The organism is Gordonia oleivorans, from assembly GCF_040044975.1.
Classification (GTDB): Bacteria; Actinomycetota; Actinomycetes; order Mycobacteriales; family Mycobacteriaceae; genus Gordonia; species Gordonia oleivorans.
The window spans coordinates 329,253-342,466 of record NZ_JBDZDI010000004.1 but is presented as its reverse complement, the minus strand read 5'-3'; the positions used below and the strand labels follow the sequence as shown (position 1 = coordinate 342,466).

General features: G+C 66.1%; 15 protein-coding genes and 1 CRISPR repeat array. Of the genes, 7 read left to right on the top strand and 8 right to left on the bottom strand.

Going from position 1 to position 13,214, the window contains the following annotated elements:
* From ABLE92_RS09855 to ABLE92_RS09820, 8 genes are all read right to left on the bottom strand, one after another.
* On the bottom strand, positions 1-517 hold a 517-nt coding region (locus tag ABLE92_RS09855; RefSeq protein ID WP_496560786.1), incomplete at its 3' end, for a helix-turn-helix domain-containing protein.
* 139 nt (positions 518-656) lie between these two features.
* Complete coding sequence (locus ABLE92_RS09850) at positions 657-1,874, bottom strand: ISL3 family transposase (RefSeq protein WP_496560785.1); 1,218 nt, start codon at positions 1,872-1,874, stop codon at positions 657-659.
* A 111-nt stretch (positions 1,875-1,985) separates the two neighbouring features.
* A CRISPR array of direct repeats spans positions 1,986-2,318; the repeat unit is 36 nt; unit sequence GTGCTCCCGGTCTTCATGGCCGGGTTCCATTGAGGC.
* A gap of 16 nt (positions 2,319-2,334) precedes the next feature.
* Entirely contained in the window at positions 2,335-3,723 is a 1,389-nt protein-coding gene (locus ABLE92_RS09845) for an ATP-binding protein (protein ID WP_348804556.1), read from the bottom strand.
* A gap of 95 nt (positions 3,724-3,818) precedes the next feature.
* Entirely contained in the window at positions 3,819-4,298 is a 480-nt protein-coding gene (locus ABLE92_RS09840) for a hypothetical protein (protein ID WP_348804555.1), read from the bottom strand.
* Positions 4,295-5,566 carry a TFIIB-type zinc ribbon-containing protein gene (locus ABLE92_RS09835; RefSeq protein WP_348804554.1) on the bottom strand — a complete coding sequence of 424 codons (1,272 nt, stop codon included), beginning with the start codon at positions 5,564-5,566 and terminating at the stop codon, positions 4,295-4,297. The genes ABLE92_RS09840 and ABLE92_RS09835 overlap by 4 nt, the downstream gene beginning before the upstream one ends.
* A 28-nt stretch (positions 5,567-5,594) precedes the next feature.
* A complete protein-coding gene (locus ABLE92_RS09830) occupies positions 5,595-6,764 on the bottom strand; it encodes an SPFH domain-containing protein (RefSeq protein ID WP_348804553.1) in 1,170 nt (389 codons plus the stop codon).
* Between the two features lie 136 nt (positions 6,765-6,900).
* The gene (locus ABLE92_RS09825; RefSeq protein ID WP_348804552.1) at positions 6,901-7,674 is read right to left on the bottom strand and encodes a DUF2127 domain-containing protein; all 774 of its coding nucleotides are present in this window, start codon (positions 7,672-7,674) and stop codon (positions 6,901-6,903) included.
* A gap of 99 nt (positions 7,675-7,773) precedes the next feature.
* Entirely contained in the window at positions 7,774-8,031 is a 258-nt protein-coding gene (locus ABLE92_RS09820) for a hypothetical protein (protein WP_348804551.1), read from the bottom strand.
* 554 nt (positions 8,032-8,585) lie between these two features.
* Between ABLE92_RS09820 and ABLE92_RS09815 the strand changes: the two genes are divergently transcribed.
* From ABLE92_RS09815 to rplO, 7 genes are all read left to right on the top strand, one after another.
* Positions 8,586-9,515, top strand: coding sequence for a hypothetical protein (locus ABLE92_RS09815; protein ID WP_348804550.1), 930 nt, complete (start codon positions 8,586-8,588; stop codon positions 9,513-9,515).
* A gap of 791 nt (positions 9,516-10,306) precedes the next feature.
* On the top strand, positions 10,307-10,705 hold the full coding sequence (gene rpsH, locus ABLE92_RS09810) for a 30S ribosomal protein S8 (protein WP_348804549.1): 399 nt from the start codon (positions 10,307-10,309) through the stop codon (positions 10,703-10,705).
* A gap of 16 nt (positions 10,706-10,721) precedes the next feature.
* Entirely contained in the window at positions 10,722-11,258 is a 537-nt protein-coding gene (rplF, locus tag ABLE92_RS09805; protein WP_348804548.1) for a 50S ribosomal protein L6, read from the top strand.
* Between the two features lie 3 nt (positions 11,259-11,261).
* A complete protein-coding gene (rplR, locus tag ABLE92_RS09800; protein ID WP_348804547.1) occupies positions 11,262-11,669 on the top strand; it encodes a 50S ribosomal protein L18 in 408 nt (135 codons plus the stop codon).
* A 49-nt stretch (positions 11,670-11,718) separates the two neighbouring features.
* Positions 11,719-12,369, top strand: coding sequence for a 30S ribosomal protein S5 (rpsE, locus tag ABLE92_RS09795; protein WP_348804546.1), 651 nt, complete (start codon positions 11,719-11,721; stop codon positions 12,367-12,369).
* Between the two features lie 3 nt (positions 12,370-12,372).
* A complete protein-coding gene (gene rpmD, locus ABLE92_RS09790; RefSeq protein ID WP_348804545.1) occupies positions 12,373-12,552 on the top strand; it encodes a 50S ribosomal protein L30 in 180 nt (59 codons plus the stop codon).
* Between the two features lie 3 nt (positions 12,553-12,555).
* Positions 12,556-12,996, top strand: coding sequence for a 50S ribosomal protein L15 (gene rplO / locus ABLE92_RS09785; protein WP_348804544.1), 441 nt, complete (start codon positions 12,556-12,558; stop codon positions 12,994-12,996).
* The last annotated feature ends 218 nt before the right edge of the window (positions 12,997-13,214 follow it).

Here is a 13,214-nt window from a genome sequence, read left to right as displayed (position 1 = left end):
GGTGACCTTTGCGGTAGGCGATCTCATCGATACCGATGTTGACCAGCCCATCGAGCCGATCGACGCCCGCGAAATGCTCATCCACGACCCGTTCAACGATGCCGGAGACACTGCGCCACGCGACCCGGAGGAACTCGGTGACCGCCGAGATCGGCATGTGCGCGGCCAGCCATGCCGCCATGTCATCAAAGGCACGCGTGTGTCGGGCCCGTGGCCGCGCCCAGGGCACCGCCTCGGTAATCACCCCGTGCACGCGGCAGCGCACCCGCCGCAGCGACGCTTCCAACAGACACCGGCGGCCGGCCACATCCAGATGCCGCCATCGCCGCACATCGGTGACCTGGTCATAGCCCGGGCATCGCCGGCCACACTCGCCGCACCGGGACCGATCACGCGCATACGCGCGGACACCGACCACGACGACTCCGTCAGGATCGGCGGTCGTCTCCTCCACCGCGACACCCTCGACAACCGCAGGGATCGACAACACCTTCTGCACTACACTGGACATGCGCAACGCCGGAACTCCTCAGGTTTAGTCTTCGCAAACCAAACCTTAAGCAGGACAACGGCGTTGCGCCCTCACGCCACGCCGAACCCACCCACAACTACGTCACAAGAGCCGTGCTGGATGTCCTGACGTTCTTGTGGGTGGATTACGGCCAGGGCAGTTCGGGGCAGGCGCCGCCGCGGGTGAGTTCGGCCATCGCTATCAGCGCCTGCGGTGTGTGGAATCCGTAGGCCCGCTTGGTCAGTGCGCGTAGGTGGGTGTTGGTGGCCTCACTGCGCGCGTTGGTCAGATTGTGACACAACGCATTCCGGATACGGTCGTTGTAGCGGTCGAGTGTTCTTCCCAGCGCTGCGATTTCGGGGACGTCACTGTCTCGGGCCCAGGCTTGTGCCCCGGTCAGCAACACGAATCGTCTTCTCCCGGTGGCGCGGATCGCATCACGCAACTGCTCTTTGAGCATGTACGCCTCATACAGCTCCCGATTGTCCTCGCGGAGCTGCGCGACGATCCCACGCTGCTCGGGCGACTGATCGGCATGGGTCTTGCGGACCGCCCACATCGCACCCTTGCTCCCCCCGTGGGTGGCCACGGTACGGCGCCGGACCTTGTCGACCATCTCACCGGCCCACTGGATGAGGTGGAACAGATCCAGACACTGGATGGCCTGCGGGGCGTGCGCGGTCACCGACCAGATCCACTCCGCGCCGTCGGCAGACACCTTCGCGATCCGGGCTGCGCGTTGTGGTCCCAACTCGTCGAAGAACGCCGACAGGGTGGCACTGTCGCGGCCTTCTTTCGCCCACACGATCAGGCCGGTGTCGTGGTTGATCACCACCGTCAGATAGCGGTGGCCCTTGCGGTAGGCGATCTCATCGATACCGATGTTGACCAGCCCATCCAGCCTGTCGATGCCCGCGAAATGATCGTCCACGACCCGTTCGACTATGCCGGAGACACTGCGCCACGCGACCCGCAGGAACTCGGTGACCGCCGAGATCGGCATATGAGCAGCCAACCACGCCGCCATGTCATCGAAAGCACGCGTGCGCCGGGCCCGTGACCGCGCCCAGGGCACCGCTTCGGTGACCACCCCATGCTCGGCGCACTGCACCCGCCGCAGCGACGCTTCCAGCAGGCACCGGCGGCCGGCCACATCCAGATGCCGCCACCGACGTACATCGCTGACCTGGTCATAACCCGGGCATCGCCGGCCGCACTCGCCGCACCGGGAGCGGTCACGCGCGTACGCGCGGACACCGACCACCACCAGCCCCTCGGGGTCCGACGTCGTTTCCTCCACTACGACACCCTCGACAACCGCAGGGATCGACAACACCTTCTGCACTACACTGGACATGCGCAACGCCGGGACTCCTCAAGGTCGGTTCTAGGCAAACCAAACCTTAAGCAGGACAACGGCGTTGCGCCCGCACGCCACGCCGAACCCACCCACAACTACGTCACAAGAGCCTCCGTGCTCCCGGTCTTCATGGCCGGGTTCCATTGAGGCGCGCTGTGGGAGTTGGAGTTTGGCCGCAAGGACGACGAGTGCTCCCGGTCTTCATGGCCGGGTTCCATTGAGGCGCGGGTGAGCGGTACCTTCCGCGCGATCTGACGCTGGGGTGCTCCCGGTCTTCATGGCCGGGTTCCATTGAGGCGCCGTCGACGGCCCACAGGTGTAGCCGGTCTGCTGGGGTGCTCCCGGTCTTCATGGCCGGGTTCCATTGAGGCCGGTCTCGCAGCGGCAGTACAAGCCAATGTCCCGCTCAACGTGCTCCCGGTCTTCATGGCCGGGTTCCATTGAGGCATCGCTCGCTGTGGGACTACGACTGACGCAGTTCCCGCGCGAAAACGTCCTCGGCAGTCACCACCAGCACGCCCTCGTTGTCGGTGTCGACGCGATCACGCGCGGCCAGCAGATAGGTGACAGCGTGATCACCGGCGATCTCGGCGGCCTTTCGCTGAAGCCCACGCAAGATACGCGGATCGTCGATGACGCTGCGCCACTTGACCTCTCCGCACAACGACACTCTGCGATCGCGGCCTGACAGCGCGACGATGTCGATTTCGACGGAGGAGGTCTTGTTCCACCAACGTCCGACGGCGACGATGTCCGGACCGATGACGCTGTCAGTGGCAAGGCGCCGCACGTGGCGGGTCACGATGTCCTCCCAGCGATCCCCCATGAAATCGTCGAGGGACTCGACGAGAACCGGCAGAATCGAGGCGCCGAGCCCTCGTTCGATCTCGGTTCGGTATTGCGCGACCACCCGGAGATAGAAGGCCAGAAAGTTGTCGGTGATGGTGTAGACACGACGGCGGGTCAGGTCCTCCTTCTCGGTCACAGGAACCGTCCGCTCGATGATGCCCAGGGAGACAAGTCGATCCAGTGTCCGGGTCGGATTCGCGCGCATCCAATCCTGGATCTCGCCGTAGCGGGTGCGACCGGCAGCGATGGCGTGCAGGGCGGAGGAGGGGAGCTCCTGCGACTCGAGTTCGGTGGCCATCACCAACTCGCCTTCGGTCAGCAGTGGAGCCGATGGAGTCGCGATGAGCCGACTGAGATTCTCGGTGAGAGTGGCATCACCGTCCCACCAGCTGAGGTAGAGGGGCATGCCGCCGACGAGTCCGTAGATGAGCGCGAGATCGTGTGGTGCGACGGTGGGGAGCATCTCGGCGGCCTCCCACGGCTCGAATGGTCGGACGTGGAGTCGAAGGGTGAACCGGCCATAGAGTGCCGAACGCTCGGCCTGCAGTTCCTGCATGGCGCGGACCGCCGATCCGCACAGCAGAATGCGTAGGCGAGATGTGGTCTTCGTCCGCTCGAGGAAGGCGCGCAGCAGATTGTCGAGGTGCGGGGTGGCCTTGAGGAGTTCGGGGAACTCGTCCAGCACGAGAAGTGTCGGACTGTCGGCGGACACTGTGGCCAGATGTTCGAGTGCGTCGTCCCAGTCATGGAAGGGGCGACCGACGAGGTCGCGGACGCCCGACATTCCGGCTCGCTGAACTTCCCTGCTGAACGCGGTGAGTTCGCCGCGCTCGGCCTGACCGGTCGCGGTGTACATCACCATCGGCAGGTCTCGACCGAACTTGCTGACCAACAGGGTCTTGCCCACGCGCCGTCGGCCCCAGACGATCGCCGGACCTGCGTGCGGTCCGGTCCACCAGGCATTGAGCTGGGCGAGTTCGTGCTTTCGGTTGACGAACCGCATGCGACCTCCAAACATACCGATGATGTATGTTACCGCATCGGTATGTTACAGAGTGGGTGAGTTAGCTCAGTCGATGTGGCCGAGACCTACCACGACTACCCCCGCCCCAACGCCCCTGGCAATTCCCCGACCAACCCGTCAACCTCGGCATAAGCGACGGGCGAGCCGGCCAGCAGGCCGGGTATCAGTGCCTCCAGGTGGGAGACCCAGACGTTGGCGCCGTCGAGCACCTGCCTGGTGAACCTGCGATCCGCGCCGGACAGCGCCACCAACTGCGCACCCATCTGCGCCACAGCCAGTTCGAGTCGGACGCGGCTGTCGATGAAACCGGCGTCCCCGGTGGAGACCGCATACAGCGGGGCCATCGCGTGTTGCATGCGCCGGTAGAGGCGTACCTCTGGATCGTGGCCGAGCGCCCAGCCGGGTGGTGCACTCGGCTGATGTCCGGGATAGAGGACTGCCGAACTCTCCGATTGCTGCCGCCCGGATCTGATGAGCACGACGACGACGATCACCAACGCGACAACGAGCGCGATACCGACCACCACGGCAGCGCCGAGAACGAGGATCATCATGACAGATACCGGTACAGCACAAAGATTCCGACGATGACGATGATCACGGCGGTGATCGCGGAGACGATCTTGACCACGCTGTAGGGCCGGTCGCCCTGGACCTCACCGGTCACACCGTTGATGTACACCTGGAAGGGTGTGCCGCCGTAGATCACCGTGAGCAGCCAGATCGGCACCAACAGATAGCGGAAGCGCAGGGGATTGAAGTCGGTGTGCGAGGAGTGAATTCGCTGTTTGTCGCCACCGATGTCGCTGCGCACCGACGACTCGATCGCAGGGTCGATCTCCTCGGCGCGGGCACGGCCGAAGGTCTCGTCGGGCCCGTGGTCATAGCTGCGCGCGAGATGTCCGGCGAGGAACTGCCCGGTGAACGGCTGAGCCTGCTCGATCGGCCACGGTTTGAGCGCCTCCACCCGCTGGGGATCGATGCCATCGTTGGCCAGGGCTGGCACCTCGGTGAACTGGTCGGTCACGTGTCCGCTCACCGACCGCCAGCGGGTGCGGGTCTCGGTGCGTCGGTCCTTCCCGGAACCCACGGTCACCGTGTAGTCGTCGCCGCGTTCACCCTGATACGACGTGTGCGCCGTGGTGGTGTAGCTGAAGTACGAGAAGTACACGCTCTGCAGTGATCCCAGCTGTCGGTACTTCTTGAACTCCGACGGGGCGAACCATCGTGAATGTATCCACTGCTCAATGGATTTCGTTGCGGCGTCGTCGTCGACCCGAAACGGGATGACACCGTCGACCGGCAAGACCTCGGGCGCGGCGTGCACGTCGTCGCGCTGGATCGGTGAGGCGCAGTACGGGCAGCGGGTGGCGGTCAGTGTTCCGGTGAAAATGACTGCGCCACCACAGTTCTGGCAGGTGACCTGATGCTCGCTGGCGGCTGCCGGGTCGTTTGACGACAGCAGTCCGGGCGTGCTGAGTTGGCCGACGCGCGGATCGCGCAGGTCGTGTTGCCCGACGTGTTGGGTTGGATCGAGTTGAACGGCGCGGGTGGATCCGCAACTCGGACAGGACAACAGACCCGACGCCGGGTCGAACTCCAGATCATCACCACAGTTGACGCAGGGGAAGGTGCGGGTGTTCTCCGTGACGTGCAACGTCCCGGGCGGCGAGGGCTGAGCAACCGGTGGCTGCGGAACCGGGGGCGGTGGTGGCGGGGCCGGGTGCGGCACGGTTGGTGGCGGCGCGGACGCATGGGGCAGCAATGGCGGTGGTGTCGGCGGCCGGTACTGCCCGGGTCCGGGTGGCTGGGGTGCGTTCATCTGCGGTCCTCGAGGGTCGGCGCGGTGATCAGCCGTTCGGTCCGGCGGTGGGCGGCGGCGGTGGGGTGGCCGGTCGCGGCGGCAGCGGGGGTGGCGCTGCAAACGGGGGAGCGAGCGCCGGGACCCGGCCGGCCGCGGTCCACTGGGTCAACTCCGGCGACCACACCAGTGTCGCTGCGGTGACCGCGCCGGCCGCCACCGACGCCTGGATCTGCGCGACGGTGTACGGTCCGACGGCCTGGCCATTCTGCTCGACATGGAAGCTCGCCGTCGGCAGCGGCGGTGGTGCACTCGGCGCCACGCCCGGCTGCGCCGCCGGGGCGCCCGCGATCGCGTCACCGACCTGCTGTCCGAGTGCCAAACCCATTCCGGCGCCCAGGAAGTCGCTGACGCCGCCGCCGTTCTGTGCGCCGGTCACCAGGGCGTCGCCGAAGCGTCCCTGCTGGAACTTCTGCATGTCGTCGACCTGATCCAGGAAACCCTGCTCCTCGAGGCCACGGGCGACGCCACGCGTGATCGCCGCGGTGATCTCCTCGGGCAGGGAGACGTTGAGGATGACGTCGTCGATGGCGAGGCCGTACTCGTCGTCGACACGTTCGGCCACCAGTTGACGCAACTGGGCGGCGATCTCCCCGACGCGACCCTGCAGGTCGAGGACGCCGACACCGGACTTGATGATGAGGTCGGCGAAGGCCTGGGCGATCACTCGTCGCAACAACTCGCCGACCTCGTCGACGTCGACGTTGCTGTCGGTGCCGATCACCTGACGCAGGAAGATCGCCGGGTCGGCGACCCGCACGACGCACAGGCCGTTGGCGCGGACCGGCACCAACTTGAACTCGGGGTCTCGGATGGTGATGGGATTTGGTGTGCCCCAACGCATCTCGGTGACCGGGCGGGTGTTGATGAAGTAGACCTCGCTGCGGAAAGGGCTGTCGAAGCCGTGCTTCCAGCCCTGCAGCGTCGACAGGATCGGCAGGTTCTCGGTGGTGAGTTCGTAGTGGCCGGGCCCGAATTCGTCGGCGAGCTGGCCGCGGTAGACGAACACTGCCCGCTGGCCCTCGCGAACGATCAGCTGTGCGCCGTTCTTGATCTCGTTCTGATAGCGAGGGAACCGCCAGGCCAGCGTCGTCCGTGAATCATCGAGCCACTCGATGATGTCAACGAGCTCACCCTTGAGTTTGGCGATGACTCCCACTGGGGCCTCCGATGTCGTGTGTGCAACGGTCCGCGTGCAGCCCCCAACTGTAGGGCGATATGCGTGATCTGCAGTATGACGTGTCGGACGTTCGGACGAATGGCAAAGCGGCCGGGAGATGTGACCGCGTGGACGATCAGCGACTGGCCTGGGCGTGTGATTCCACCGCCGCGCGCTCCACCGTCAGCAGACTCTCGGCACTGTGCTCGGCGTGATACGCCGCGCCACCGCCGCGGAGCCCGAACAGGCGTTTGCTCCAGATCAGCCACACGACGGCGGCGATGTTGATCGCCAGCAGGCCGATGCGGAGCACGGTGATCCGTTCGAGGAGTTCGTAGATCTCGAGTGGGATGAACGCGCCGGTGACGATGACCGCGAAGTACTCGCCCCATCGCTTGGCGAACCAGAGTCCGTAGGCCTCGACGAATTGGCTTGCGGCATAGAGTAATACCGCACATCCGATGAGGACGATGGCGGTGGCCGACAGGCTGGTGGCCTTCTCTACCCACTGCACGACCTTGGAATCGTCGATGTTCCAGCCGATCTGGTCGGCCAGCGGGCGGAGCAGGGGCAGTTCCTGATTGAACTTGTCCTGCAATGACTGTTGGCTGTGGCGCAGTTCGATGACGAAGATGCCTGCGACGAGGAGGAACAGGCCGCGGATCAGTCGTTCGGCGGCGAGGAGTCGCATGATGATCAGGTCGCGCAACAATGCGCCGCGTGGGACTTCCGGCGCGTGGTCGGCGGGACCGGAGCGTCGTGGTTCGCCGACGACGAAGTCGCCACAGCGTAGGCATCGCCACGCCTCGCCCGCGACGGTGGTCACCTGAAGTCGGTCGGCGAGCTCGGCCTCGTCGGGTCGATACGTCTCGTGACCACGCAGCCCGCATGAGAGCACTTCCCAGTCCATTCCGGCAGGCTACCGCCGGGTTCCGGTGGGCGAGCGTGATCGTCATCCGGTGGGAACACCTCGTCGCCGGATACGTCGCGAACGCCCGAATCTCGGTTCTCAGAAGTGCCAGATGAAGCGGTACCAGTCACCGCTGAAGCGCGTGAAGGTGACGTTGAGGCGCGTCCGCGCGTCGGGCGGCGGACCGTCGGGCAGGAGTGCGTACCCCGTCCGGTCGATGAAGCCGCCCTTCGTATAGAGCAGACACACCTCGTCGACCTTCTCGACCGACTCGAGCCGAACGGTCCCGACCCATCCGGCATCCGTCGACGTGCAGGTGTCGGCGACATCGGCGAGCGCCGCCGATGAGGCCCACAACAGACGGGTACTGCCCGCCGGGGGTGCGCGTCCACCGCGACATCGGCGAGCGCCGCCGATGAGGCCCACAACGATGCCCGATTGGTCAGCCCGAACCATCCGACGACGACCGTGACGGCCACAAGGGCAGCAGCGATCGCCGGCAGTCGCCATTCGCGATAGAAGAAAGCGCCGATCGCCGTCGTGATGAGCCAGGCGCCGCCGATGCACACCAGCGCGACCAGCGCGATCAGTGGCCAGAAGAAGCCGATCCACTCGAGGTCGCCGAGCATCAGAAGTGCGCAGCACACGGCGGTCGAGACGACGATGGACCACGCCGACACCCGCCACCAGCGCGGCGGTGATTCGGTGACGACCCCCATGGGCTGCCAGGGTAACGGTTCCCGCCTCGCGCGATGCTTCCGTGCACGCGCGCCGTGGGCACAGACCGCGTGAACGCGGGGGTGCCGCGGCGGCAAGCTGGAACCGCGCGAAGAACAGCCGTCACCAGTCGGAGCCGAAAAATTTCCGACATTCGATGGAGCCAAATCGCCTCGGCGTGCGTCCAATCTCGCATGACACCTTTTCCGACTGACGAACACCAGATCATCTACCGGCACGTGGCCATCGCCGCGGGCTTTACCGACGCCGACCTCGGCAGAGCTTGCCGACGCGGCGACATCGTGTCGCTGGTACGCGGTGCGTACGTGCACGCCGCCGAGCGGGAGCCCGACGAGCATCATCGCCTGGAGGTGATCGCGTCGCATCGGCTCGGGCGGTTCGGCAAGTCGATCCCCAGCCATCAGTCCGCGGCCGCCCTTCATCGCCTGCCGATGCTCAAACCCAACTTCCGGCGACTGCACACGATCACCGGACACACGGCCGGCGGCGGGCGCACGTCGACGCGTCATGACCACGTCGGCGTCGTCGCACCCGAGGAGCGGACCGAGGTCGACGGCATCGTCGTCCCGATCATCGAACGGGTCGCCGTGGACGTCGCCTGCACCACGACGATGGGATTCGCGGGAGCACTCGCGGTCTTCGACGCGGCCCTCCGTGCGGGTGCCGACCGGCAGAAGATGGAGAAGATGCTGCGCGGCCGCCGACTCGGCGTGAACACCGCCCGACGTGCGCTGCGGTGGGCGGACGGCACTGCCGAAAGTCCTGGCGAATCGTGGAGTCGGGCACAGATGATCGAGGCGGGCCTGCTCCTGCCGCGCCTGCAGCACACCTTCGTCAACGACGAGGGGAAAGAGGTGGCGCGCACCGACTTCGACTGGGATGGGCTGCTCGTCGGTGAGTTCGACGGAAAGGTCAAGTACCAGAAGCACTTACGGCCGGGGGAGAAGCCTTCCGACGCCGTGATCCGGGAGAAGCAACGCGAGGATCGGCTGCGGGCGATGGGGATCATGGTCGTCCGCTGGCTGTGGACCGACCTCGAGAACGGCACCGTCGTCGGCCTCGTCCGCCGGTGGCTGGTGCACTTCTCGCTGATGGCGGCGTGACTGGCGCGGGTGGTGCTGGTTGGCGCGGTGCCCTCGTGCTTGCGCTGTTTGTTGCAATGACCGCGCGTACGTGGGGGTGCCGCGTGGGCGAGTTGGGCCCGCGGGAACGGGGCCGGGACCTGGGTCGTCGGCGGTTGGCGCGGGTGGTGCTGGTTGGCGCGGTGCCCTCGTGCTCGCGCTGTTTGTTGCAGTGACCGCGTGGGTGTGGGGGTGCCGCGTGGGCGAGTTGGGCCCGCGGGAACGGGGCGGGGTTTCGGGGTCGTCGACGGTTGGCGCGGGCGGTGCTGGTTGGCGCGGTGCCCTCGTGCTCGCGCTGTTTGTTGCAGTGACCGCGTGAGTGTGGGGGTGCCGCGTGGGCGTGGAGGGCCCGCGGGAACGTGCCCCGGGGCTCGGGTCGTCGGCGGTTGGCGCGGGTGGTGCTGGTTGGCGCGGTGCCCTCGTGCTCGCGCTGCTTGGTGCAATGACCGCGCGTACGTGGGGGTGCCGCGTGGGCAAACACCACCCGCGCGAACGCCCCCACCAGGCCGCCCACGAACGACGATTTGGGTCTGGCCAGGGAATTCTCTACACTAGACCGGTTGCCTGTGCACCTCAGGTGTCCGGGACGTTCGTCTGCACCCCGGTGCAGATCACAACTGAATAGTCTCCGATGCCGGCGAAAAGCCAAGGGCATCGGCGACGAGACATCACACAACTATCCACTTCGTGGAAGGCCCACCGCAGGTCAGGGGAGTAATCCTCACGGATCGGCGCTGTATGGGAACCGCTACGAGAAAGGTTGACGGTCAACCATGACCATGACTGACCCGATCGCAGACTTCTTGACGCGTCTGCGTAACGCCAATTCGGCGTTCCACGACGAGGTGACCCTGCCCTCGTCGAAGCTCAAGGTGAACATCGCTGAGATCCTCAAGCGCGAGGGTTACATCACCGACTACCGCACCGAAGACGCCGAGGTCGGCAAGAACCTCGTCGTCTCTCTCAAGTACGGCCCCTCCCGGGAGCGCAGCATCGCCGGCCTTCGCCGCGTGTCCAAGCCGGGTCTGCGGGTGTACGCCAAGTCCAACAACCTGCCCAAGGTTCTGGGCGGCCTCGGCGTGGCCATCATCTCCACGTCGTCGGGCCTGCTCACCGACCGCCAGGCAGCCAACCAGGGCGTGGGCGGCGAAGTCCTCGCCTACGTCTGGTAAGGGGAGGAGAGCAACAATGTCGCGTATCGGTAAGAACCCGATCCAGATCCCCGCGGGCGTCACCGTCGCCATCGACGGACAGACCGTCACCGTCAAGGGACCCAAGGGCGAACTCTCCCACAACGTCACCGCGCCGATCGCCGTCGCGCAGGAAGACGGCGCCATCGTGGTGACCCGCCCCAACGACGAGCGTCGTAACCGCGCCCTGCACGGCCTGAACCGTTCGCTGGTGAGCAACCTCGTCGAGGGTGTCACCCAGGGCTACACCACCAAGATGGAGATCTTCGGTGTCGGTTACCGCGTCCAGGCCAAGGGCCGGGACCTGGAATTCGCGCTCGGTTACAGCCATCCCGTGCCGATCGAGGCTCCCGAGGGCATCACTTTTGCCGTCGAGTCGCCCACCAAGTTCTCGGTGTCGGGTATCGACAAGCAGCAAGTCGGCCAGATCTCGGCGAACATCCGCCGCCTGCGTCGTCCGGACCCCTACAAGGGCAAGGGCATTCGCTACGAGGGCGAGCAGATCCGTCGCAAGGTCGGAAAGACGGGTAAGTAAGCCATGAGTGATACAGCAACCAAGAAGAACGTTCGCAAGCCGCTCGGCAAGGACGTCTCGACGCGTCGTCGCACCGCGACCAACCGTCGTCACTTCCGCCTGCGCAAGAAGGTCGCCGGCACCGCCGAGCGTCCGCGTCTGGCCGTCAAGCGCAGCAGCCGTCACATCCACGTGCAGCTGATCGACGACCAGGTCGGCAAGACCCTGGCCGCCGCGTCGACCATCGAGGCCGACGTCCGCGCCGCCGGTGGCGACAAGTCCGCGCAGGCCCGCAAGGTCGGCGAACTGATCGCCGCCCGCGCCAAGGCAGCCGGTGTCGAGACCGTCGTGTTCGACCGTGGTGGCAAGGAATACCACGGCCGGATCGCCGCGCTCGCCGACGCCGCCCGTGAGGGAGGCCTGCAGTTCTGATGATGACCATCTACACCAGCAAGACCAATATGACCGGAGGGAACCTCTGATGCCCGGACGTCAGCGTGACGGCGGAAACGGACCCGCCGGAAACGACAACAACAACAACCAAGGTGGCGACCGCAACGATCGCCGGGGCGGCCGCGACCGTCGCGGCGGCAACGACCGCGGTGGCCGCGACCAGGACCGCAACCAGCTCGAGCGGGTCGTCGCCATCAACCGTGTGTCCAAGGTGGTCAAGGGTGGCCGCCGCTTCTCCTTCACCGCTCTCGTGGTGGTCGGAGACGGACAGGGCATGGTCGGCGTCGGCTACGGCAAGGCCAAGGAAGTTCCGGCCGCGATCCAGAAGGGTGTCGAAGAGGCTCGCAAGAACTTCTTCCGCGTCCCGCTGATCGGTGGCACCGTGACCCACCCGGTTCAGGGTGAGGCCGCCGCCGGTGTCGTGATGCTCCGCCCGGCCAGCCCCGGTACCGGTGTGATCGCCGGTGGCGCGGTGCGTGCCGTGCTCGAATGCGCGGGCGTCCACGACGTCCTCGCCAAGAGCCTCGGCTCGGACAACGCGATCAACGTGGTCCACGCGACCGTCGCGGCCCTGAAGATGCTGCAGCGTCCGGAAGAGGTCGCGGCCCGCCGCGGACTCCCGATCGAAGACGTGGCACCGGCCGGTATGCTCCGCGCCCGTGCCGGCCAAGGAGTGTAAGAGATGGCACAGCTGAAGATCACCCAGGTCAAGGGCACCATCGGTACCAAGCAGAACCAGCGTGACAGCCTGCGGACCCTCGGTCTGCGCGGCATCCGCAAGTCGGTCACCCGTGAGGACACCGCCGTCAACCGCGGCCTCATCAACGTGGTCCGGCACCTCGTGACAGTCGAAGAGGTTTAAGCAATGACCATCAAGCTCCATCACCTTCGCCCCGCTCCGGGCGCGAAGACCGACAAGACCCGCGTGGGTCGCGGTGAGGGCTCCAAGGGTAAGACCGCCGGTCGCGGCACCAAGGGCACCAAGGCACGCAAGAACGTGCCCGCCGCATTCGAGGGCGGCCAGATGCCGATCCACATGCGACTGCCGAAGCTCAAGGGCTTCACCAATCGCAACCGGGTCGAGTACCAGGTCGTCAACGTGGGCGACATCGCCCGCCTGTTCCCGCAGGGCGGCACCATCGGCGTCGACGAACTCGTCGCCGCCGGCGCCGTGCGCAAGAACCGGCTCGTCAAGGTCCTCGGCGACGGGGAACTGGGCGTCAAGGTCGACGTGACCGCCGACAAGTTCACTGCATCCGCCAAGGAGAAGATCGCCGCTGCCGGTGGCAGCGTCACCGAACTCTGAGTCGGATTCGCCGGGTCCGCGGAGTGTGTGCAGATTGCCTCGCCACACCCGCGGACCTTGGCGTCGCCGCGGCAGAAATGCCATCTCAGCGCCGACGACCGGCGTTGCGCAGGTGGTTTTCCGCGGCTGTTAGAGTTTGCATCGTTGTGTGTGTGCACACCTCATAACCGTTGCGTGCACACATCCCGCAAGATCATCGTCGATTGTCGAGCATGCGC

What these genes read in the sequence shown, in the direction of transcription:
- ABLE92_RS09845 (WP_348804556.1), bottom strand. Translation starts at nt 3,723, where the DNA reads ATGCGGTTCGTCAACCGAAAGCACGAACTCGCCCAGCTCAATGCCTGG.
- ABLE92_RS09840 (WP_348804555.1), bottom strand. Translation starts at nt 4,298, where the DNA reads ATGATGATCCTCGTTCTCGGCGCTGCCGTGGTGGTCGGTATCGCGCTC.
- ABLE92_RS09835 (WP_348804554.1), bottom strand. Translation starts at nt 5,566, where the DNA reads ATGAACGCACCCCAGCCACCCGGACCCGGGCAGTACCGGCCGCCGACA.
- ABLE92_RS09825 (WP_348804552.1), bottom strand. Translation starts at nt 7,674, where the DNA reads ATGGACTGGGAAGTGCTCTCATGCGGGCTGCGTGGTCACGAGACGTAT.
- ABLE92_RS09815 (WP_348804550.1), top strand. Translation starts at nt 8,586, where the DNA reads ATGACACCTTTTCCGACTGACGAACACCAGATCATCTACCGGCACGTG.
- rpsH (WP_348804549.1), top strand. Translation starts at nt 10,307, where the DNA reads ATGACCATGACTGACCCGATCGCAGACTTCTTGACGCGTCTGCGTAAC.
- rplF (WP_348804548.1), top strand. Translation starts at nt 10,722, where the DNA reads ATGTCGCGTATCGGTAAGAACCCGATCCAGATCCCCGCGGGCGTCACC.
- rplR (WP_348804547.1), top strand. Translation starts at nt 11,262, where the DNA reads ATGAGTGATACAGCAACCAAGAAGAACGTTCGCAAGCCGCTCGGCAAG.
- rpsE (WP_348804546.1), top strand. Translation starts at nt 11,719, where the DNA reads ATGCCCGGACGTCAGCGTGACGGCGGAAACGGACCCGCCGGAAACGAC.
- rpmD (WP_348804545.1), top strand. Translation starts at nt 12,373, where the DNA reads ATGGCACAGCTGAAGATCACCCAGGTCAAGGGCACCATCGGTACCAAG.
- rplO (WP_348804544.1), top strand. Translation starts at nt 12,556, where the DNA reads ATGACCATCAAGCTCCATCACCTTCGCCCCGCTCCGGGCGCGAAGACC.